Raw genomic sequence first — 19760 nt, 5'->3', positions numbered from 1 at the left:
ATCTCCTAGCTACAGGACCCGCTTCCACGCCACCCGTGTGTCCTCAAGCTTGTTCGGAGCGTCATCCCATGATCACCATCCGTGGTGTCGACGTGCGCGTCGGCGCCCGTCTCCTGCTGTCCGAGATCTCCTTCACCGTCGCGCCCGGCGACCGGATCGGCCTCGTCGGCCGCAACGGGGCCGGCAAGACCACCCTGCTGCACACCCTGGCCGGGCTGCGCGCGCCGGCCGCCGGGCGCGTGACGCGCACCGGTCCCGTCGCGCATCTGGCGCAGGACTCGCGCGCCGCCGACCCCGACCTCTCCGTCACCGACCGGATCCTGTCCGCGCGGGGAATGGACGTGGCCGTGCGCAGGCTGCACGAGGCCGCCGACCGGCTCGCCGCGGCCGCCGACGACAAGGCCATGGCGGCGTACGCACGGGCCGAGGCCGCGTTCGAGGCGTGCGGCGGGTACGCGGCGGAGGCCGAGGCGGCGCGGGTGGCCGCGGGCCTCGGGCTGCCGGCCGACGTGATGGGCCGGCCCGTCGGCACGCTGTCCGGCGGGCAGAAGCGACGGGTCGAGCTGGCCCGGATCCTGTTCGCGGGCCACGGCCGGGAGGGCACGCTGCTGCTCGACGAGCCGACCAACCACCTGGACGCGGACTCGGTCGCCTGGCTGCGCGGCCATCTCGCCGCCCACCAGGGCGGTCTGGTGCTCATCAGCCATGACCTCGAACTGATCGAGGCCACCGTCAACCGGGTCTTCCACCTCGATCCGCAGCGCGCGACGGTCGACGTCCACAACACCGGCTGGGCCACCTACCTCACGCAGCGGGACGCGGACGAGCGGCGCCGTACCCGCGAGCGCGCCAACGCCGAGCGCAAGGCGGCGGCGCTGCACGCGCAGGCGGAGAAGATGAAGGCCCGCACGTCGACCTCGGTCACCGCGCGCAGCATGGCGCGCCGCGCCGACCGCCTCCTGGACGGCCTGGAGGCGGTCCGGCGCACCGAGCAGGTGGCCCGCATCCGCCTTCCGGAGCCGGCGCCGTGCGGCCGTACGCCGCTGGGCGCGGTGTCGCTCACCAAGGGGTACGGGGGCGGGCGCCCGGTCCTGGACGGGGTGGACCTCGCGGTGGACCGGGGCAGCCGCCTTGTCGTGCTCGGGCTCAACGGCGCGGGCAAGACGACGCTGCTCCGTCTGCTGGCCGGGCAGGAGACGCCGGACGCGGGCCGCGTCGTCCACGGGCACGGGCTGCGGCTCGGCTACTTCGCGCAGGAGCACGAGACGCTCGACCCGGCCCGCACGGTCCGCGAGAACCTGGCCGCCGCCGCCCCGCACCTCGACGACGGCGAGGTTCGTCGCGTCCTCGGCGCGTTCCTGTTCCGGGGCGACGACGCCGACAAGCCGGCCGGGGTTCTGTCGGGCGGCGAGAAGACCCGGCTCGCGCTGGCGGGCCTGGTCCACTCGGGCGCGAACGTCCTGCTCCTCGACGAGCCGACGAACAACCTGGACCCGGCCTCGCGCGACGAGGTCCTGGCCGCCGTCGGCACGTACCCGGGCGCGATCGTCATGGTCACGCACGACGAGGGCGCGATCGACGCGCTGCGTCCGGAGCGGGTGCTCGTGCTGCCGGACGCGGCGGAGGACCTGTGGAACGAGGGCTACCGGGACCTGGTCACCCTCGCCTGACGTCCCGCTTCACAGCCCTGAGGATCACGAACTTCGGGTCGCTCGCGACGAGTTCGCTGTTCCCGAAGATCCGCCGCAGGGTGACGTGGTAGCCGAGGTGCCGGTTGCCGACCACCCACAGCTCTCCGCCGGGCCGCAGGGCCCGGCGGGCGTCGGCGAACATCCGGCGGGCGGTGCGGTCGGTGGTCGCCTGGTGGCTGTGGAACGGCGGGTTGTTGAGCACCAGGTCCACGGAGCCGGGCGCCGCGTCGGCGAGCCCGTCCCCGACCCGGAACTCGGCCTTGCGCCCCTCCCCCGCGTGGTTGCGGAAGTTCTCCTCGGCGGAGGCGACGGCCTGGTACGACTCGTCGGTGAAGAGCAGCTCCGCGTCGGGCTCGGCGAGGGCGACCGCGAGGCCGACGACGCCGTTGCCGCAGCCGAGGTCGACGACCCGGGCGGAGCCGAGACCGGTCGGGAGGTGCTGCAGGAAGAACCGCGTGCCGATGTCGAGGCGGTCGGCGCAGAAGACGCCGGCCTGGTTGACCACGGTCCGCCCGGCGAGCCGGCCCGGGGCGTCGCCCGGCAGCTCGTACGCGTACGGCCAGGGATTGGCGTCCCGTACGCGAGCCGGATCCGGCGTCGTGTGGATCAGCCGGGCCTTCTTCACGGCGAGGGAGGTCCGGGTCGGGCCGAGGATCGTCTCGAACAGGCCCAGCGTCGAGGTGTGGATCTCCTTCACCATCCCGGTGCCGACGATCACGGTGCCCTCGTGCACGGCGGGGGCGAGCCGGTGCAGCTGGTCCTCCAGGAGCGCCAGGCTCTTCGGGACGCGGACGAGGAGCACGTCGACACGCTCGGGCGGCGGGTCCTGCGTCGTGAGCAGGCGCACGGCCTCGGGGGCGGCCCCCGAGCGGGCCAGGTTCTCGGCGGTCGCGGTGCGTCCGAGGTACGAGTCGGAGATCTGCGCCAGCTCACCGGCCCCGGCCGCCGCGAGCGCGGTGACGAGGGCGCCCCAGCGGTCGCCGACGACCACGACGGTCCCGGAGAGGTCGGTGCCGGTCTCGGCGAGGTGGTCGAGGAGGTACTCGTCGGCCGCGTCCCAGGCACGCAGCGGGTCGCGCGGGTCTGCCGGGTGGCGGGTGAGCGGGAAGGTGCCCCATGACGTGGTCAAACGGTTCATCGTGGCACCAGGCTAGCCGGTGCGGGGCGCATGACGGACGGCCCTCGGGCCACCCACCGCCCGCCGGTGCTACGAGACGGCCGCCGCCAGCTGCAGGTGCCACACGCCCGGGCCGCCCGTCAGGGTCACCGTCGACAAGGGGCGGACGTCCACGTTCCAGTACGTCGCGGGCGGGGCCTTCAGCGCGTAGACGAGGGCGGCGCGCACCACCGCCGGCTCGGCGACGGCCACGATGGCGACGCCGTCGTCGGCGGGCCGGGTGTCGAGCCAGCCGCCCACGCGCGTGATGAAGGAGAGCAGCGTCTCGCCGCCGTGCGGGGCGGTGCGCGGGTCGCTGAGCCAGGTGTCGACGGCGCCGGGTTCGAGGGCGGCGACCTCGGCGAGGGTGAGGCCGCGCCAGCGGCCCATGTCGCAGTCGCGGAGGGCCGGCTGGGCGAGCGGCGCGTAGCCGAGGGCGGTGCCGGTGGCGCGGCTGCGGGGCGTCGGGGAGCAGTAGCGGAGCTCGGCCGCGCCGAGCGGAATCAGCCGTGGCGCGGCGAGCTGCACCTCGTACCAGCCGGCCTCGTCGAGCGGCCGGTCGTCGTCGAAGCGTTCGGCGAGCAGGGAGGAGCTGCGTGCCGCCGCGACCAGCGTGACCCGAAGACCCATGGCGGGATCGTGAGGCCGGTGGCGCCGCTGGTCAAGGGGTTGTCGGCGGGGCCGGCCCGGTCAGGCGGTCACTGCTGCCCGAGTGCCATCCACTTGTCCGGATTCTGCAGTGGCGTGAATCCGACCTTCTCGTAGACGCCGTGGGCGTCGGTGGTGACGAGCAGGATGCGGCGCAGTCCGACCGGGGCGAGGTGGTCGCGGACGGCGGCGACGAGCGCGGTGCCGAGTCCGGTGCCGCGGGCGGGGCGGTCGACGTAGACGTCGCAGAGCCAGGCGAAGGTGGCGTAGTCGGTGACGATCCGGGCGTAGGCGGCCATGGCGCCGGTCTCCGTGTCGTAGGCGCCGAAGTTGAGGGAGCCGGCGATGGCGCGGTCCTGCTTCTCCCGGGATCGGCCCAGCGCCCAGTACGCGTCGGTGGAGAGCCACCGGTGGACGACGTCGGCGTCGATGCGGGCGGGGTCGGCTGAGATCTCGTACGCCCCGTGCATGACAGGTCCGGCGGCGGGTGCGGGGTCGATGATGTCGGTCATGGGCGCAGGGTTCCAGGACCGCGGTCCCGTGTCAGGTGAATTTGCCACGGGCGCGGTCGCGTCCGGGCAAGGGGCGGGGCGGCACCCGGGACGGCCGCCGGCCCCGCCCCGCTCTCACCCCGCCAGCTCGTCGATGGCGGTCCGCAGCCTCCGCACGCCCTCGATGATCTCCGCGGGTCCCGCGACACCCGCGAAACTCAGCCGGATGTGGCCGGCGGGCGGCTCGGCGGCGAAGTAGGGGCGGCCGGGGGCGACGGCGACGCCGGTGCGCAGGGCGGTGGGGAGGAGGGCGGCTTCGGGGAGGGTGTCGGGGAGGCGCAGCCAGAGGTGGTAGCCGCCGGAGGGGATGTGGGGCAGGTCGAGTTCGGGGAGGTGGCGGGCGACGGCGGCGGTCATGGTGTCGCGGCGGCTCTTCAGCTCCTGGGAGACGGCCCGCAGATGGCGGCTCCAGGCCGGCGACCCGACGAGTTCGAGGGCGGTCTCCTGGAGCGGGCGCGGCACGAAGAAGCTGTCGACGACCTGGATGGCGCGGAGCCGTTCGAGGACGGGGCCGCGGGCGGCGAGCGCGCCGACGCGGAGGCTCGCGGAGGTGATCTTGGTGAGCGAGCAGACGTGGACGACGACGCCGTCGGGGTCGTCGGCCGCGAGGGTCGGCGGCAGCGGGCCGGCGTCCTCGTGGACGAGACGGCGGGCGAAGTCGTCCTCGACGACGAAGGCGCCGGCGGCGCGGGCGATGCGGACGACGGCGGCCCGCCGTTCGACGGGGAGCGCGGCGCCGGTGGGGTTCTGGAAGAGCGGCTGGCAGACGACGACGCGCGCGCCGGTGGCGCGGAAGGCGGCTTCGAGGAGGTCGGGGCGGATGCCGTCGGCGTCGGTGGGCACGGGCACGGGCCGCAGGCCGGCGGCGCGGGCGACGGCCAGCATGCCGGGGTAGGTGGGCGATTCGACGAGGACGGGGGTGCCGGGCGCGCCGAGCGCGCGCAGGGCGGTGGTGAGGGCGGACTGGCCGCCCGCGGTGACGAGGACCTCGGCCGCGGTGACGCCGCCGCCGATCTCCCGGGCGAACCAGGCGCGCAGTTCCGGCAGTCCGTCGGCGGGCGGGCGGCCCCAGGCGCCGGGGCGGCGGCCGGCCCGGGCGAGGGCGGCGGCGAGGGCGCGTTCGGGCTGGAGGCCGGGGTGGAGGTAGCCGCCGTTGAACTCGATGACTCCGGTCGGGGGCGTGGCCAGGGTGACGAGGAGGCCGGACGCGTCGACGGCGCGCGGGACGGCGTCGCCGCCCGCCCCGGTGTCGGCGCTGAGGGCGAGTTGCTGCCAGGAGGTGTCGCCGGTGGCGGGCGTGGCGGCCCGGGTCTCGGCGCGGTAGGCGCCGGCGCCGGGGCGGGTGACGACGAGGCCTTCGGCGGCGAGCTGGGCGAGGGCGCGGGTGACGGTGACCGGGGAGACGTGGTGGCGCTCGACGAGGGCACGACTCGACGGCAGCTTCTCACCAGGTGAGTAGCGGTCGAGCTCCGCTTTCAGCAATACCGTCAGTTCATCGACACTGCTACGCTGTTGCATGACAGCACAGAATAGCGCTACCAGCCCGAGCACGATAGCGGTCACCGCTACCGGTACCCGCCCCGCCGTGAACACGGGCACCCTGCTCGCCGCGCTCGGCGTGGTCTGCTTCTCCCTCACCTTCCCGTCCACCGTGTGGGGCCTGGAGAGCTTCGGCCCCTGGTCGTTGGTCGCCGTCCGCTCGGTGCTCGCCGCGCTGATCGCGGGCGCCTTTCTGCTGACCGGCCGGGTGCCGCTGCCGGAGCGCCGCCACTGGGCCGGGCTCGCCGTCGTCGGGGGCGGGGTCGTGGTGGGCTTCCCGCTGCTCACGACGCTGGCGCTGCAGACCTCGACGACCTCGCACGCGGCCGTGGTCGTGGGCCTGCTGCCGCTCACCACGGCGACGTTCGCCGCGATCCGTACCGGCCGGCGCCCGTCCCGTACGTTCTGGATCGCGGCCGTCGCCGGCGCGGTCGTCGTGCTCGCGTTCACCCTCCAGCAGAGCGGCGGCGCGCTGTCGACCGGCGACCTGTACCTCTTCGGCGCCCTGCTGGTGTGCGCCGCCGGCTACACCGAGGGCGGGCGGCTCGCGAAGCTCATGCCGGGCTGGCAGGTGATCGGCTGGGCGCTGGTGCTGTGCCTGCCGCTGATGGCCGCGGCCGCGGTCGTGGCCCTCGCGCACGAGCCGGTGCACCTCACCGCGCACGGCGTCGTCGGGCTGCTGTGGGTCGCGGCCGGCTCGACCTTCTTCGGCCTGTACGTCTGGTACCGGGGCATGGCCGCGATCGGCATCCCGCGCGCCAGCCAGCTCCAGCTCGCCCAGCCGCTGCTGACCCTCGTCTGGTCGGTGACCGTGCTCGGCGAGGATCTGGCTCCCGCCGCGCCGCTCGCGGCCGTCGGCGTCCTGGTCTGCATCGCGGTGACCCAGCGGGCGAAGAGCTGAGAGGCACGTCACAATGGCAGACGTAGACTCCGAGTAGGGCAAGCCCAGCCGCGAGGAGGTCACCGATGCGTGCGTCCAAGGGCGACAGGCTGGTGGTGCACGGCCGTACGGTCGGCCAGCACGAACGTACCGCCGAGGTCGTGCAGGTCATGGGCGAGAACGGCAACCCCCCGTTCCGCGTGAAGTTCGACGACGACGGCCACGAGGCCGTGGTGCTGCCGGGCCCCGACACCACCGTCCGCCACCGTCCGGAGGCCGGGGGTCAGTGAGCCCCCGGCGGTCCCGCCGCTGACGCGGCGCCGGGCGTCGACGCGGCGCTAGGCGTCGACGGCGGACGTCAGCGCGCCCAGCGGATCCTTCGCCACCTCGCGGGCCGCGAAGTAGCAGTGGCCGCCGACGGTGGCGTACGTCCGGGCGAGCCGCACGTGCCGGGACAGCTCCGCCGGGTCCTGCCAGGCGGCCGGCTGCGCCGGGTCGCCGACCTTGTAGAGCGCCTCGCCGAGGTAGAGCCGCACGCCGGTGCCGCGGACCACCGCGTCCCACCAGGGCACCAGCTTGGCGTAGTCACAGGCCTCGTAGCCGATGTTCCAGTAGAGCTGCGGGATCACGTGGTCGAGCCAGCCCTCGCGGACCCAGCGACGGGTGTCGGCGTACAGGTCGTCGTAGCTCTGTCCGCCGCGGGTGTCCGAGCCCTCCGGATCGGTGTCGGCGTTGCGCCAGACCCCGAAGGGGCTGATCCCGAAGGCGACCCCCGGCTTGACCTCCTTGATCCGGGTCGCCGTCTCCTGCACCAGCAGGTCGACGTTGTTCCGCCGCCAGGCCGCCCGGTCCGCGAACCCGGCCCCGTAGCGCGCGTACGCGTCGTCGTCGGCGATGGTCTGCCCGGCGACCGGATAGGGGTAGAAGTAGTCGTCCCAGTGCAGCGCGTCGATGTCGTAGCGGCGCACGGCGTCGAGCATGGCGTCCTGGACGTGCCGCCGGACCTCGGGGAGTCCCGGGTTGTAGAGCAGCTTCCCGTCGTGGACGAGGGCCCACTCGGGGTGGCGCCGCACCGGGTGGCCCGGGGCCAGCCGTGACGGGTCCGAGTGGTTGGCGACGCGGTACGGGTTGCACCAGGCGTGCAGTTCCAGGCCGCGCGCGTGCGCCTCGGTCACGGCGGTGCCGAGCGGGTCCCAGCCCGGGTCGGCGCCCTGGACGCCGGTGAGGCACTGGGCCCACGGCTCGTACGGAGAGGGCCACAGGGCGTCGGCCGAGGGCCGGACCTGGAGGACGACCGCGGTCATCCGGCGCCGTACCGCGAGGTCGAGCAGGCCGGTCAGCTCGGCGCGCTGCTCGGCGGCCGTGAGGCCCGGCCGGGACGGGAAGTCCCGATTGGTGATCGTCGCGACCCACATGCCCCGGAACTCCTCCGCCCGGCGATCGCCACCCGCGCGCCCGCCCGCACGCTCGTCGGCGGGCCCGCACGCGTCCCCCGCGGCTCCGGCGTCCCCGGCCCCGAGCCCCCACGCGGCCAGCGCTGCCCCCGCCACAAACCCTCTTCTACCGATCCGCGGCATTTGTCACCCCTCGCTATCGGATACGTCACAGCCCATCGGACAGCATGCCCACCCCAGAACGATCGATCATCGGGCGTGTCGGGAGTAACGTCGTGGGGTCGAGGCGGACGCACCGGAATCACACGGGCCCGCCGCCAGCACAGAGCGAAAGGCACGAGGTGACGGACTCCATGGCCGACATTGAGCGCGTCGGAGTGGTGGGCTGCGGCCAGATGGGCGCGGGCATCGCGGAGGTGTGTGCCCGCAGCGGGCTCGAGGTGAAGGTCGCCGAGACCACCGGCGAGGCGCTGGAGCTCGGCCGCACGCGGCTGACCAACTCGCTCACGAAGGCCGCCGAACGCGGCAAGATCAGCGAGGAGGAGCGCGACCAGGCGCTCGCCCGGCTCAGCTTCACCACCGACCTGGGCGAGTTCGCCGACCGCGACCTCGTGATCGAGGCCGTCGTGGAGAACGAGCAGGTCAAGACCGAGATCTTCCAGGTGCTCGACCAGGTGGTGACCCGGCCGGACGCCATCCTGGCCTCGAACACCTCCTCCATCCCGCTGGTGAAGCTGGCGGTGGCGACCTCTCGCCCCGACAACGTCATCGGCATCCACTTCTTCAACCCGGCGCCCGTGCAGAAGCTCGTCGAGCTGATCCCCGCCCTCACCACCTCCGAGGGCACGATCAGCCGGGCGCAACTGTTCGCCGAGAAGGTGCTCGGCAAGCACGCGATCCGCGCCCAGGACCGCTCGGGCTTCGTGGTGAACGCGCTGCTCGTGCCCTACCTGCTCTCCGCGATCCGGATGTTCGAGTCGGGCATCGCGAGCCGTGAGGACATCGACAACGGCATGGAGTTCGGCTGCGCCCACCCGATGGGCCCGCTGAAGCTCTCGGACCTGATCGGTCTGGACACGATCGCGTCGATCGCCGACTCGATGTACGCCGAGTACAAGGAGCCGCTGTACGCCGCTCCCCCGCTGCTCCAGCGCATGGTGGACGCGGGCCGGCTGGGCCGCAAGACCGGCTCGGGCTTCTACCCGTACTCCTGAGGCACCGCCACCCCCCACACGCCACTCCTGAGACCCCGGGAGTGCCGATCGGACGGCCCGTACCACCGCACAGGTACGGGCCGTCCGGCTTTCTCGCGCACGGTGTGCTCCGGACTCAGCCGAGCCGCAGGTGGTGCAGCATCAGCAGCCCGGCGGCCGTGTTGGCGGCCGGGACCTGGCCCCGCGCGATCAGGTCGGGGACGAGCTTGAGCGGGACCCACTCCAGGCGCGAGGACTCGAAGGCGTCGCACGGCGGCCCGGTCCAGGTGGCCTCCTCGCTCCAGTAGAGGTGGTGGCGGGCGTCGCTGAGGCCGTTCGAGGGCTCGACGGTGAGCAGCGGGCACAGCGGGCCGGGGCGCCAGCCGGTCTCCTCCTCCATCTCGCGGGCGGCGGCGGCCTCGATCTCCTCGCCGTCCTCCACGACGCCGGCGGCGAGTTCCCAGCCCCAGCTGTCGGTGATGAAGCGATGGCGCCAGAGCAGCAGGACCTCGTCGGAGGCGTTGACGGCGGTCGCGGCGGCGACCGGGCGGAGCCGGATCAGATAGTGGTCGAGGCGGCGGCCGTCGGGGAGTTCGACGTCCGCGAGGTTGACCTGGAACCAGCGGTTCTCATAGACGGCTTGTTCGCTTAATTTCGTCCACTGCACGTTTCTTGCCACCTTCCGACCGGTAGGCGATTACTTGGTGGCAATATCGCAGCAGTCCATGGGTCGCAAGGAATCGCTCACAGGGGCACGCGCAGCGCACCACCGACGATCTCCGCCGCCGCCCTCGCATCCTCGCACCCGCTCGCCAGCAGCTCCTCCCTGACCAGCCGCAACCGGTCCCGCAGCCGCCGCGACTCCATCCCGCGCGCCCGCTCGGTCATCTCCACCGCCGTGCCCGCCGCCCGGTCCGGCTCGCCCTGCCGCAGCTCGATCCGGCACAGCATCGCGAGCCGGTGCACCCGCCCGCGGTCGTGCGCCGGGGTCCCGACGGCCGCCGCCGCGTGCTCGTGGGCCGCGGCGAGTTCACCCAGACTGAGGAGGGCCTCGGCGACCTGCACATTGACGAGCCCGGGCTGCACATAGCCGGTCTCGGCCGGTTCGCTGCCCGGCCGGATCCGCTCCGCCTCGGCCTCGGCCCGCAGGATGCAGCCCAGCGCCGCGGCCCCGTCGCCCAGATGCGCGTACGCCTTCGCCTGCATCGCCGTCAGATCGGCGGCGAGCGCGGGCGTGATCTCCCGCCCCGCCGAGCGCAGCGCCGCCTCCGCGAACGCCACCGCCTGCCGGAACTCCCCCATGAACAGCGACTGGTTGACGAGCAGCGCCACCACATAGGCGCCGAGCCCCCGGTCGCCGCTCGCCTTCGCGAGCCGCAGCGCCTGGTGGAAGTAGCGCTGGGCGAGGCCCTGGACGTCGGAGTCGTACGCGCAGATCCCGGCCACCGCCACCAGGCCGCCGGCCGCCCGGTGCAGCCGCCGGCCGAGCGCGTCCCCGTAGCCGCCCCGCAGCAGCGGCGCGGTCTCGGCGTTGAGGAAGCCGACGATCCGGGCGCCGGTCGCCATGCCGCCGGCCTTGCGGTACATCTGCTCGTAGTGCGCCCGCGCCGCGCCCAGCAAGGACACGTCCGCGGCCGAGACACGGGTGCGGCCGTCCCGGGAGACATCCATGTCCTCCGGCGGGTTCTCCCACTCCCACACCGGCAGCACGGCCGGGGTGCCGGTCACCGCGGGCGCGCCGCGGACGTGCGGGCGCCGCTGCTCGTCGGAGCGCCACAGGGCGGTGGCCCGCTCGACGAAGCCCGAGAGCGGAGTGCCGGGCGCCGGGAGGCCCGCGCCCGCCGCGCCGCTCACGTCGCCCACGCCGAGGCCGATGTCGTCGAGGGTGACCGCGCGGTGCAGCCGGCCCGCGAGCACCTCGCAGATCAGGTCGGGCACCTGGCCGCGCGGCCGCTGGCCCTTCAACCAGCGGGCGACGGCGGTGTGTTCGTAGCGCAGGGCGAGACCCCTGGCGCGGCCCGCCTGGTTCACCCGGGCGGCGAGACCGGCGTGGGAGATGCCCGCTTCGACGAGCAGGGCGTCCAGCAGGGCATTGGGGAGGGGGTTGGGCTGCATGGGACCGCTCCGGTGGCTCCTGGCTGCGGTGATTCGGTGCGCTCAGACTAGTAAATGCCGCTTTCGCACGGGGTGTGAACGAAGTACTCGTTTCTCCGCTCCACGCACGGTGCCGAAGTCAGCCCGGTCCGGGTTGACTTGGCTTCCTCGCCGCAAGGGCGAGAAAGACCGGGCCGCCGGCTCCCCCTCGTACAGTGCGGCCGCCCGGTCGGCGCGCCGTCCGCGCTGTCGATCTGCCCGACACTCCGTGGCAGCGCGGACGGCGCCGGCCACCGCCTTCTCCCGTCAGTGCGGGGAGGGCGTGGGCCGGGTGCGGCGCAGCCCGGGTTCGGCGGGCTGCGCCGGTACCCGGACACGGTCGTTGCGTACGACGAGCAGCGCGACGTCGTCGGCGAGCCGGCCGCCCGTGTGGCGGAGCAGCGCGGAGTGCACCCGGCGGACGACGGCGGCCGGCGGCTCGCACGCCGCACCGGCGAGGACCGCGGCCAGCGGGAAGAAGCGGCCCCGGCCGTCCCGGGCCTCCTCGGCGCCGTCGGTGTGCAGGACCAGCGTCTCGCCGGGCAGCAGCCGGGGCGCGCGGTACGGCACGAGCTCGGCGGGCAGCGGGAAGGCGCCGAGCGGCGGCAGCGGGTCGCCGACGGGCACGGGCTCGACCCGGCGGCCGCCGATCCGGTACGGACCGGGGTGACCGCAGTCGAGGACGTCGACGGCCCCGTCGGAGCGGATCTCCAGGAGCAGCAGGGTCACGAACTCCTCGGCCGCCGGATGCTCCGGCGCCCGCCCGGACCGCGCCGGATGCTCCTCCCGGGCCCGGTCGCACAGGTGCCGCCCGAGCGCCCGGTCGAGCCGGCGCAGCACGCCCGCGAGTTCGGGCTCGTCGTGGGCGGCCTCGCGGAAGCTGCCGAGCACGGCCACCACCGCCCCGAGCGCGGCGAGCCCGTGCCCCCGCACGTCCCCGATGACGATCCGCACCCCGTACGGCGTGGCCACCGCCTCGTACAGGTCCCCGCCGACCGAGGCTCCGCGCGAAGCCGACAGCTGTCCCGCCGCCACCGTCAGACCGTCGAGCCGCGCGGGCGGCGGCCGCAGCAGCACCTGCTGGGTGGCGTCGGCCACGGCCCGCAGCCGCGCCAGCTCCCGCGCGAGCCCTCGCCGCACCCCGTAGACGAGCCCGGCTCCGACGCCGAAGAAGACCGCGCCGGTCGTGCCCCGCACCGCGATCCCGGGCTCCCGCGCCAGCGGGCACCACAGCTGCCACGCGACGGCCACGACTCCCCAGCCGACCGGCAGCGCCCACGGAGCCGACCGTCGCACCCAGGAGCCTTCGGCAACCAATGACCTGTCACGGAACATCCACGGCCCTTCCCGAGGCCCGCCAGCGCCCGAAGACCCTGCGGCGCACAGGCTCGCCCCTGTGGCCGCGTCGATTCTCCCGACGGGGCGGGACCCGCGGGAGCCTCCCCCTCGGATCTCACCCGAAGGAGTGAGTAACCCCGAAAGACGAAAGGGGCCCTGCCCCGGGCTTGTTCGCCCGGGGCAGGGCCCCTGTCCGTCACACGTGCCGTCAGGCGCCGCGCAGCACCGCGCCCGTGTGCTCCGCGGCCATGGCGACCGCGGCGTCGCGGGCGGCCGTGGCCTCGTCGACCGTCAGGGTGCGGTCGGCGGCGCGGAAGCGGAGGGCGTAGGCCAGCGACTTCTTGCCGGCGTCGATCTGGTCGCCGGTGTAGACGTCGAACAGACGGATGGACTCCAGGAGTTCACCCGCGCCGCCGGCCAGGTAGTACTCGACCATGGCGGCCGGGACGGCCTGGTCGACGACCAGGGCGACGTCCTGGGTGGCGACCGGGAAGGCGGAGATGCGCGGGGCCTTGACCGGCCCCTCGCTCGCGCGCTCCAGGACGTCGAGGTCCAGCTCCATGGCGCAGGTGCGGGCCGGGAGGCCGAGCGCCTTCACCACGCGGGGGTGGAGCTCGCCGCCGTGGCCGGCCAGGACCTTCTCGCCGTCGATGACGACGTGGAAGGCGGCGCACCGGCCCGGGTGCCAGGGGGCGTGCTGGTCGGCGTCGATCAGCAGCTCGACACCGGACTCGGCGGCCACCAGGCGCGCCGCCTGGATGGCGTCGGCCCAGTCCGTCGGACGGCCCTTGCCCCACCAGCCGGCCTGCTCGCGGGCGCCGGCGAGGACGACGGCGGCGCGGCGCGGCTGCGCGGGCAGCGCGGCGTTGACGCGGGCGATGTCCTCGTCGCTCGGGCGGCGGTCGACGGGCAGGCGGACGGCGACGCCCGGCTGGCCCTCGGTCGGCCGGAAGACCAGACCGGTCTCGAAGAGCGCCAGGTCGTGGCTGCCGCGCCCGTCGTTGCGGCGCAGCGCGCCGAGCAGGCCCGGCAGCAGCGTCGTACGGAGCGCGGGCTCCTCGTCGGAGAGCGGGTTGACCAGCTTCACGACCCGGCGGCGGGCGTCGTCCGCGTCCAGGCCGAACTGGTCGAAGACCTGCTCGCCGATGAAGGGGTAGTTCAGCGCCTCGACGTAGCCGGCGCCGGCCAGCGCGCGGCCCACCCGGCGGTGGGTGCGCTGGCGCTCGGTGAGGCCGCGGCCCGCCGGGGGCTTGGGCAGCGTGGAGGGCAGGTTCTCGTAGCCCTCAAGCCGGATGACCTCTTCGGCGAGGTCGTTCGGCTCGTTCAGGTCGGGGCGCCACGAGGGCACGGTGACGACGAGCTCGTCCTGGCCGTAGACGTCGCAGCCGACCTCCTGGAGGCGGCGGACGACGGTCTCGCGGCCGTAGTCGACGCCCGCGACCCGGTCCGGGTGGTTCGCCGGGATGACGATCGTCCGGGGCGCGGACGGGGCGACGATCTCGGTGACGCCGGCCTCGGCCGTGCCGCCCGCGAGCAGCACGAGCAGGTCGACCGTGCGCTGCGCGGCGGCGGCCGCGGCCAGCGGGTCGACGCCGCGCTCGAAGCGCTTGGACGCCTCGGAGGACAGCTTGTGGCGGCGCGCGGTACGGGCGATCGAGATCGCGTCGAAGTGCGCGGCCTCGATGACGACCTCGGTGGTGCCGGTGACGGCGCCGGTCTCGGGGTCGGTGACCGGGTCGGCGATCTCGGTGTTGGCACCGCCCATGACACCGGCGAGGCCGATCGGCCCGCTGTTGTCGACGATGAGCAGGTCGGCCGGGTCCAGGACGCGCACCGTGCCGTCGAGCGTGGTGATCTTCTCACCGGGCTCGGCGCGGCGGACGCCGATGGGGCCGTCGACGCGGTTGCGGTCGTAGGCGTGCAGCGGCTGACCGAGCTCCAGCATCACGTAGTTGGTGATGTCGACGGCGAGCGAGATCGGGCGCATGCCGGCCTTCTGCAGGCGGCGCTTGAGCCAGATCGGGCTGTGGGCCTCGGGGTCGAGACCGGTGACCGTGCGGGCGGTGAAGCGGTCGCAGCCCATCGGGTCGGCGATCTGCACCGGGTAGCCGTACGCGTTGGGCGCGGGCACGTCGAGCAGCGCCGGGTCGCGCAGCGGCAGCCCGTACGCGATGGCGGCCTCGCGGGCGATGCCGCGCATCGAGAGGCAGTAGCCGCGGTCCGGGGTGACGGCGATGTCGAGGACCTCGTCGTACAGCTCAAGGAGGACCGTGGCGTCGATGCCGACCTCGTGCTCCGGCGGCAGCACGATGATGCCGTGCGTGCCGTCGTCGCCCATGCCGAGCTCGTCGCCGGAGCAGATCATGCCCTTGGAGACGCGGCCGTACGTCTTGCGCTCGGCGATGCGGAATTCGCCGGGCAGCACGGCGCCGGGCAGGGCCACGACGACCTTGTCGCCCTCGGCGAAGTTCCGGGCGCCGCAGATGATCTCCTGCGGCTCGCCGGTGCCGTTGGCCTGACCGACGTCCACGGTGCAGAAGCGGATCGGCTTCTTGAACTCGGTCAGTTCCTCGATCGTGAGGACCTTGCCGACGACGAGCGGGCCGGTGAGGCCCGCGCCGAGCTGCTCGACGGTCTCGACCTCGAGGCCGGCCGACACGAGCTTGGCCTGTACGTCACGGCCGGACTCGGTCGCCGGCAGGTCGACGTACTCCCGCAGCCAGGAAAGCGGGACCCGCATCAGATCTCCATCCCGAAAGGCCGGGTGAACCGGACGTCACCCTCGACCATGTCTCGCATGTCTTCGACGTTGTGGCGGAACATCAGCATCCGCTCGATGCCGAACCCGAAGGCGAATCCGCTGTACTTCTCGGGGTCCACACCGCAGGCGACGAGCACCTTGGGGTTGACCATGCCGCAGCCGCCGAGCTCGATCCAGCCCTCGCTGCCGCAGGTGCGGCAGGGCCGGTCCGGGTTGCCGACGGACTCGCCGCGGCACACGTAGCAGAGCATGTCCATCTCTGCGGACGGCTCGGTGAACGGGAAGAAGTTCGGGCGGAGCCGGGTCTTCATGTCGGGTCCGAAGAGCGCCTGGACCATGTGGTCCAGGGTGCCCTTGAGGTCGGCCATGGTGAGGCCCTCGTCGACGGCCAGCAGCTCGATCTGGTGGAAGACCGGGGTGTGCGTGGCGTCGAGCTCGTCGGTGCGGTAGACGCGGCCGGGGCACACCACGTAGACCGGGGGCTCCCGGTCGATGAGCGTGCGGGCCTGCACCGGCGAGGTGTGCGTGCGGAGCACGACACCCGACTCGTCGCCCGTGGTGCCTTCGGGACCCTGGACGAAGAAGGTGTCCTGCATCTGCCGGGCCGGGTGGTCCGGTACGAAGTTGAGCGCGTCGAAGTTGAACCACTCGGCCTCGACCTCGGGGCCCTCGGCGACCTCGTAGCCCATGGAGACGAACACGTCGGCGACGCGTTCCATGAGGGTGGTCAGCGGGTGGCGGGCGCCGGCCGGGATCCGGTCGTACGGCAGGGTGACGTCGACGGCCTCCTCGACGAGGACGCGGGCGTCGCGCTCGGCCTCCAGCTCTGCCTGGCGGGCGGCGAGGCCCTTGGAGACGGCGCCGCGGGCCTGGCCCACGAGCTTGCCGGCCGCGGCCTTGGCCTGCGGGGGCAGGGCGCCGATCTCGCGGTTGGCGAGCGCCAGCGGCGAGGTGCCGCCGGTGTGCGCGGTCTTCGCGTGGGTGAGCGCGTCGAGGTCGCCTGCGGCGGCGAAGGCCGCGAGCGCCTCGTCCCGCATGCGCTCGATCTCTTCCGGTTTCAAGGCTTCGACCTCGACCGGGTCGTACGACTTATTGGGTGCCGACATCTCTTCCCGTGCTTCCGTTGGCTGGCTGGGCGGCCCCGCTCGACGTCAAGGGCGCAAACGTGCCAAAGGACGAGTCTAACGGGGCGCAGGGACGCGAATGAGCCCGTGGGCGGCCCCGGGCGGCTCCTGACCTCGTGCGGTCTCGTCAGATGAGACGGGAGGCGACGTCGCGGAGGACGTCAGAGGAGGTGGGCCGGGGTGCCGACGGGCAGGATAAATCGGAACTCGGCCCCGCCACGGGGGCCGCGTCCGACGGTGATGGTGCCGCCGTGGGCCTCGACGACGCCCTTGACGATGTAGAGACCGAGCCCGGTGCCGCCGCGCTTGCTGCCCCGCCAGAAGCGGGTGAAGACGCGGCCCATCGACTCCTCGGGGATGCCGGGTCCTTCGTCGCTCACGCTGACCTCCGTCCCCTTCTCTCCGTCGGTGGTGGCCGTGGTGGGTGCCACTTCGATGGTGACGGTTCCCTCGCCGTGGCGCACCGCATTTTCGAGCAGGTTGCCGAGGATCTGGTCGATCTTGTCGGGGTCGGCCCACAGGTCCGGCAGATCGGGCCGGACGCGCACGAAGAAGCGGTCCGGGGACTGGCCCCGGGAGGTGTGGGCGTGGACGTGGCGGCCGACGGCGGCGGCGATGTCGACGCGCTGGCGGCGCACCTCGAGACGGCCGGAATCGATCCGCGAGATGTCGAGGAGCTCGGCGATGAGCCGCTTGATGCGGCCCGCGTCGGCGTCGACGGTCTCCAGCATGAGGCGCTTCTGGTCGTCGGTGAACCGCTCCCACTTGCTGAGCAGGGTCGCGGTGAAGCCCTTCACGGACGTCAGCGGGGAGCGCAGCTCGTGCGCGACGGTGGCGATCAGCTCGGCGTGGCTGCGCTCGGTGCGGCGGCGCGCCTCGGTGCCGCGCAGGCAGACCACGACCCGCTGCACGGGCCCGGTCGGGCGGTTGCGCACGTAACGGGCGGAGACGAGCACCTCGCGCCCGCCGGGCAGCAGCAGATTGCGCTCGGGCTGGCCGCGGCGGGTGGCGAGCCCGCCGTACGGGTCGGTGAGCGCCCACCAGCGGTGGCCCTTGAGGTCCTCCAGGGGCAGCGCCTGGTCGAGCGGCCGGCCGAGCGCCCGGTCGCCGGGCACGGCGGTGATCCGGCTGGCGGCGGCGTTGAAGCAGATGATCCGGCCGGTCTCGTCGGCGACGACGAGACCGTCGGGCAGGTCGTCCGCGTCGATCCCGAGACCGGGATCGAGACCAGGGCCGGGGCCGGGGCCGGGTCGGGGACCGCCGTCGTCGTCCCCGCCGCTCTCGGAGGCGTACGCGAGGGAGGCGCGACGCGGCTCCGGTACGGCTCCGGGCTCGGGTGGCGGCTGCGGCGCGTCGCTCCGTGCCTGTGCGGGACTGCCCGTACCGACCGTCATCCCCGTATCCCACCCCTCCGTGTAGCGCAGTGGGCCCCGAGTTCGTCACCCTACTAGGCGCGGCGGCCCCGTGGTGGGCTCAGGCGGTGGTTCGGGAGCGTTGGGCCCGCGCGGAGGCGTACAGGCACACGGCGGCGGCCGTCGCGAGGTTGAGGCTCTCGGCCTTGCCGTGGATCGGGACGCGGACGACGGCGTCGGCGAGGGCCCGGGTCTCCTCGGGCAGCCCCCATGCCTCGTTGCCGAAGACCCAGGCGGTCGGGCCGCTCATGGTGCCGGCGTCCAGCTCGTCGTCGAGGTCGTCCTCGCCGGCGCCGTCGGCGGCGAGGATCCGCACGCCGGCGCTCCTGAGGCCGGCGACGGCCTGCTCGACCGGGACGCCGACGGCGACCGGGAGGTGGAAGAGGGAACCGACGGAGGCGCGCACGGACTTCGGGTTGTAGAGGTCCACGGAGGCGTCGGTGAGGATCACGGCGTCGGCGCCGGCCGCGTCGGCGCAGCGCAGCACGGTGCCGGCGTTCCCGGGGTCGCGGACGTGGGCGAGCACGGCGACCAGCTTGGGGCGGGCGGCGAGGATGTCCTCGAACGGCGAGTCGAGGAAGCGGCAGACGCCGGTGAGGCCCTGCGGGGTGACGGTCTGGGAGACCTCGGCGAGGACGGCGTCGGAGGCGAAGTGGACGCGGGCGCCGGCGGCGCGAGCGGCCTCGACGATGGGGGCGTAGCGCTCGGCGGCCTCGACGGTGGTGAAGAGCTCCACGAGGGTGGCCTCACCGCTGCTGCCGCGGTGCTCGACGGCCTCGCGGACGGCCTGCGGGCCCTCGGCGAGGAAGAGACGGTCCTTGCCCCGGAAGTTGCGCTTGGCGAGCCGCCGGGCGGCGACGACGCGCGGCGAACGCGGGGAGATCAGCTCGGGGGTGGACATGTGCCTGCGGCTCTCTGTCTCGTTCTCGTCGGGTGGGGCGGCGAAACGGCCATGCGGCCGTCAACGCGCCGGACCCGCAGGCGCGGGGCCTGCGGGTCCGGGCAGAAGTACTGCGACCTGGAAGATCAGGCGGCGGCCTTCGGAGCGTTGACGTCGGCCGGGAGGGCCTTCTGCGCGACCTCGACCAGCGCGGCGAACGCGTTGGAGTCGTTGACGGCCAGCTCGGCGAGGATCTTGCGGTCCACCTCGATGTTGGCGGCCTTCAGACCCTGGATGAGGCGGTTGTACGTCATGCCGTTCAGGCGGGCAGCGGCGTTGATGCGCTGGATCCACAGCTGACGGAAGTCGCCCTTGCGCTTCTTGCGGTCGTTGTAGTTGTAGACCAGCGAGTGGGTGACCTGCTCCTTGGCCTTGCGGTAGAGGCGCGAACGCTGACCGCGGTAGCCGGAAGCCTGCTCGAGGATCGCCCGGCGCTTCTTGTGGGCGTTGACTGCCCGCTTGACGCGTGCCACTTCTTAACTCCTTGTAGCGGGGTCGTGGTGGTCCTCACACGACCCGAAAAACGGATGGGTCCCGGTCTCGACCGGATGCCCTCCACGCGGAGGGCGGGAGATCAACTCAGATGCCCAGCATCTTCTTGATCTTGGCGGAGTCACCCGGGGCCATCTCGGCGTTGCCCGTGAGGCGACGCGTCAGCTTGGACGACTTGTGCTCGAGCAGGTGGCGCTTGCCGGCGCGCTCCCGCAGGATCTTGCCGGAGCCGGTGACCTTGAAGCGCTTCTTGGCACCGGAGTGCGTCTTGTTCTTCGGCATGGCGCCGTTATCTCCTCGTCAGTGGCGCTCCCCCCGGTGCGGGCACCGGGCAACCGGGAGCGTCAATTCTTCGTTGGTGGTTCCGGGGCGAAACCCGGGGCCGCCGGTGCGGCGGCCCCTCGGGATCACGCCTCGGAGTTCTCGGCCGCGGGGGGGGGCCGGGCCGGGATGGCCGGTGATGCCCAGGGTTAACTTCATTCCCCAATCATTTCAAAAGGGTATGCGT

The 19760-nt window shown here is 73.6% G+C and carries 18 protein-coding genes; 4 read left to right on the top strand and 14 right to left on the bottom strand.

The features are described 5' to 3' along the window. The first annotated feature begins 68 nt into the window (after positions 1–68). Positions 69–1670 (top strand): ABC-F family ATP-binding cassette domain-containing protein, encoded by a 1602-nt coding sequence (locus ACWEV0_RS22435; protein ID WP_453151164.1) that lies wholly within the window; start codon positions 69–71, stop codon positions 1668–1670. Here the strand turns inward: ACWEV0_RS22435 and ACWEV0_RS22430 are convergent. The 4 genes from ACWEV0_RS22430 to ACWEV0_RS22415 all read right to left on the bottom strand — a co-directional run bounded on the left by ACWEV0_RS22430 (position 1657) and on the right by ACWEV0_RS22415 (position 5564). After that, positions 1657–2829 (bottom strand): methyltransferase, encoded by a 1173-nt coding sequence (locus ACWEV0_RS22430; protein WP_453151163.1) that lies wholly within the window; start codon positions 2827–2829, stop codon positions 1657–1659. The two genes, ACWEV0_RS22435 and ACWEV0_RS22430, sit on opposite strands and share 14 nt — an antisense overlap. Positions 2830–2898: 69 nt before the next feature. Further along, the gene (locus ACWEV0_RS22425; RefSeq protein ID WP_453151162.1) at positions 2899–3477 is read right to left on the bottom strand and encodes a histidine phosphatase family protein; all 579 of its coding nucleotides are present in this window, start codon (positions 3475–3477) and stop codon (positions 2899–2901) included. 68 nt (positions 3478–3545) lie between these two features. After that, positions 3546–4007 carry a GNAT family N-acetyltransferase gene (locus ACWEV0_RS22420; RefSeq protein WP_453151161.1) on the bottom strand — a complete coding sequence of 154 codons (462 nt, stop codon included), beginning with the start codon at positions 4005–4007 and terminating at the stop codon, positions 3546–3548. Positions 4008–4121: 114 nt separating this feature from the next. Continuing rightward, entirely contained in the window at positions 4122–5564 is a 1443-nt protein-coding gene (locus tag ACWEV0_RS22415) for an aminotransferase-like domain-containing protein (protein ID WP_453151160.1), read from the bottom strand. Here ACWEV0_RS22415 and ACWEV0_RS22410 point away from each other — a divergent pair. Together ACWEV0_RS22410 and ACWEV0_RS22405 are read left to right on the top strand one after the other, a co-directional pair. Further along, positions 5563–6486 carry a DMT family transporter gene (locus ACWEV0_RS22410; protein ID WP_453151158.1) on the top strand — a complete coding sequence of 308 codons (924 nt, stop codon included), beginning with the start codon at positions 5563–5565 and terminating at the stop codon, positions 6484–6486. The two genes, ACWEV0_RS22415 and ACWEV0_RS22410, sit on opposite strands and share 2 nt — an antisense overlap. A gap of 65 nt (positions 6487–6551) precedes the next feature. Then, positions 6552–6755 carry a DUF1918 domain-containing protein gene (locus ACWEV0_RS22405; protein ID WP_453151157.1) on the top strand — a complete coding sequence of 68 codons (204 nt, stop codon included), beginning with the start codon at positions 6552–6554 and terminating at the stop codon, positions 6753–6755. 48 nt (positions 6756–6803) lie between these two features. On the opposite strand, the gene ACWEV0_RS22400 is transcribed toward ACWEV0_RS22405, so the two are convergent. Further along, positions 6804–8042 (bottom strand): glycoside hydrolase family 10 protein, encoded by a 1239-nt coding sequence (locus ACWEV0_RS22400; RefSeq protein ID WP_453151156.1) that lies wholly within the window; start codon positions 8040–8042, stop codon positions 6804–6806. A gap of 170 nt (positions 8043–8212) precedes the next feature. Here ACWEV0_RS22400 and ACWEV0_RS22395 point away from each other — a divergent pair, with 170 nt between their 5' ends. Beyond that, positions 8213–9073, top strand: coding sequence for a 3-hydroxybutyryl-CoA dehydrogenase (locus ACWEV0_RS22395; protein ID WP_403796974.1), 861 nt, complete (start codon positions 8213–8215; stop codon positions 9071–9073). A 115-nt stretch (positions 9074–9188) separates the two neighbouring features. Here ACWEV0_RS22395 and ACWEV0_RS22390 read toward each other — a convergent pair whose 3' ends face one another. The 9 genes from ACWEV0_RS22390 to rpmI all read right to left on the bottom strand — a co-directional run bounded on the left by ACWEV0_RS22390 (position 9189) and on the right by rpmI (position 19534). Then, the gene (locus ACWEV0_RS22390; protein WP_453151199.1) at positions 9189–9719 is read right to left on the bottom strand and encodes an NUDIX domain-containing protein; all 531 of its coding nucleotides are present in this window, start codon (positions 9717–9719) and stop codon (positions 9189–9191) included. Between the two features lie 77 nt (positions 9720–9796). Beyond that, complete coding sequence (locus ACWEV0_RS22385) at positions 9797–11167, bottom strand: transcriptional regulator (protein WP_453151155.1); 1371 nt, start codon at positions 11165–11167, stop codon at positions 9797–9799. 285 nt (positions 11168–11452) lie between these two features. Next, positions 11453–12520, bottom strand: coding sequence for a PP2C family protein-serine/threonine phosphatase (locus ACWEV0_RS22380; protein WP_453151154.1), 1068 nt, complete (start codon positions 12518–12520; stop codon positions 11453–11455). A 211-nt stretch (positions 12521–12731) separates the two neighbouring features. Further along, positions 12732–15263 (bottom strand): phenylalanine--tRNA ligase subunit beta, encoded by a 2532-nt coding sequence (gene pheT / locus ACWEV0_RS22375; RefSeq protein WP_453151152.1) that lies wholly within the window; start codon positions 15261–15263, stop codon positions 12732–12734. Continuing rightward, on the bottom strand, positions 15263–16390 hold the full coding sequence (gene pheS / locus ACWEV0_RS22370; protein ID WP_403796988.1) for a phenylalanine--tRNA ligase subunit alpha: 1128 nt from the start codon (positions 16388–16390) through the stop codon (positions 15263–15265). Before pheS ends, pheT begins: the two co-directional genes overlap by 1 nt. A 179-nt stretch (positions 16391–16569) precedes the next feature. Next, positions 16570–17802 carry an ATP-binding protein gene (locus tag ACWEV0_RS22365; RefSeq protein WP_453151151.1) on the bottom strand — a complete coding sequence of 411 codons (1233 nt, stop codon included), beginning with the start codon at positions 17800–17802 and terminating at the stop codon, positions 16570–16572. A gap of 79 nt (positions 17803–17881) precedes the next feature. After that, a complete protein-coding gene (locus ACWEV0_RS22360) occupies positions 17882–18721 on the bottom strand; it encodes a TrmH family RNA methyltransferase (protein WP_453151150.1) in 840 nt (279 codons plus the stop codon). 125 nt (positions 18722–18846) lie between these two features. Beyond that, positions 18847–19233 carry a 50S ribosomal protein L20 gene (gene rplT / locus ACWEV0_RS22355; RefSeq protein WP_225799578.1) on the bottom strand — a complete coding sequence of 129 codons (387 nt, stop codon included), beginning with the start codon at positions 19231–19233 and terminating at the stop codon, positions 18847–18849. A gap of 106 nt (positions 19234–19339) precedes the next feature. After that, positions 19340–19534, bottom strand: a complete 195-nt coding sequence (gene rpmI, locus ACWEV0_RS22350; protein WP_041128339.1) for a 50S ribosomal protein L35 — start codon at positions 19532–19534, stop codon at positions 19340–19342. Positions 19535–19760: the final 226 nt, after the last annotated feature.

It is taken from the genome of Streptomyces sp. NPDC003943 (assembly GCF_053605265.1).
This window is presented reverse-complemented; position numbering and strand designations above follow the sequence as displayed.

Excerpts from the sequence above, each read along its gene's own strand:
- ACWEV0_RS22395 (WP_403796974.1), top strand. The coding sequence starts at position 8,213 with ATGGCCGACATTGAGCGCGTCGGAGTGGTGGGCTGCGGCCAGATGGGC.
- ACWEV0_RS22420 (WP_453151161.1), bottom strand. The coding sequence starts at position 4,007 with ATGACCGACATCATCGACCCCGCACCCGCCGCCGGACCTGTCATGCAC.
- pheS (WP_403796988.1), bottom strand. The coding sequence starts at position 16,390 with ATGTCGGCACCCAATAAGTCGTACGACCCGGTCGAGGTCGAAGCCTTG.
- ACWEV0_RS22435 (WP_453151164.1), top strand. The coding sequence starts at position 69 with ATGATCACCATCCGTGGTGTCGACGTGCGCGTCGGCGCCCGTCTCCTG.
- ACWEV0_RS22405 (WP_453151157.1), top strand. The coding sequence starts at position 6,552 with ATGCGTGCGTCCAAGGGCGACAGGCTGGTGGTGCACGGCCGTACGGTC.
- rpmI (WP_041128339.1), bottom strand. The coding sequence starts at position 19,534 with ATGCCGAAGAACAAGACGCACTCCGGTGCCAAGAAGCGCTTCAAGGTC.
- ACWEV0_RS22425 (WP_453151162.1), bottom strand. The coding sequence starts at position 3,477 with ATGGGTCTTCGGGTCACGCTGGTCGCGGCGGCACGCAGCTCCTCCCTG.
- ACWEV0_RS22365 (WP_453151151.1), bottom strand. The coding sequence starts at position 17,802 with ATGACGGTCGGTACGGGCAGTCCCGCACAGGCACGGAGCGACGCGCCG.
- ACWEV0_RS22400 (WP_453151156.1), bottom strand. The coding sequence starts at position 8,042 with ATGCCGCGGATCGGTAGAAGAGGGTTTGTGGCGGGGGCAGCGCTGGCC.
- ACWEV0_RS22430 (WP_453151163.1), bottom strand. The coding sequence starts at position 2,829 with ATGAACCGTTTGACCACGTCATGGGGCACCTTCCCGCTCACCCGCCAC.
- ACWEV0_RS22380 (WP_453151154.1), bottom strand. The coding sequence starts at position 12,520 with ATGTTCCGTGACAGGTCATTGGTTGCCGAAGGCTCCTGGGTGCGACGG.
- ACWEV0_RS22415 (WP_453151160.1), bottom strand. The coding sequence starts at position 5,564 with ATGCAACAGCGTAGCAGTGTCGATGAACTGACGGTATTGCTGAAAGCG.
- ACWEV0_RS22360 (WP_453151150.1), bottom strand. The coding sequence starts at position 18,721 with ATGTCCACCCCCGAGCTGATCTCCCCGCGTTCGCCGCGCGTCGTCGCC.
- ACWEV0_RS22385 (WP_453151155.1), bottom strand. The coding sequence starts at position 11,167 with ATGCAGCCCAACCCCCTCCCCAATGCCCTGCTGGACGCCCTGCTCGTC.
- ACWEV0_RS22410 (WP_453151158.1), top strand. The coding sequence starts at position 5,563 with ATGACAGCACAGAATAGCGCTACCAGCCCGAGCACGATAGCGGTCACC.
- pheT (WP_453151152.1), bottom strand. The coding sequence starts at position 15,263 with ATGCGGGTCCCGCTTTCCTGGCTGCGGGAGTACGTCGACCTGCCGGCG.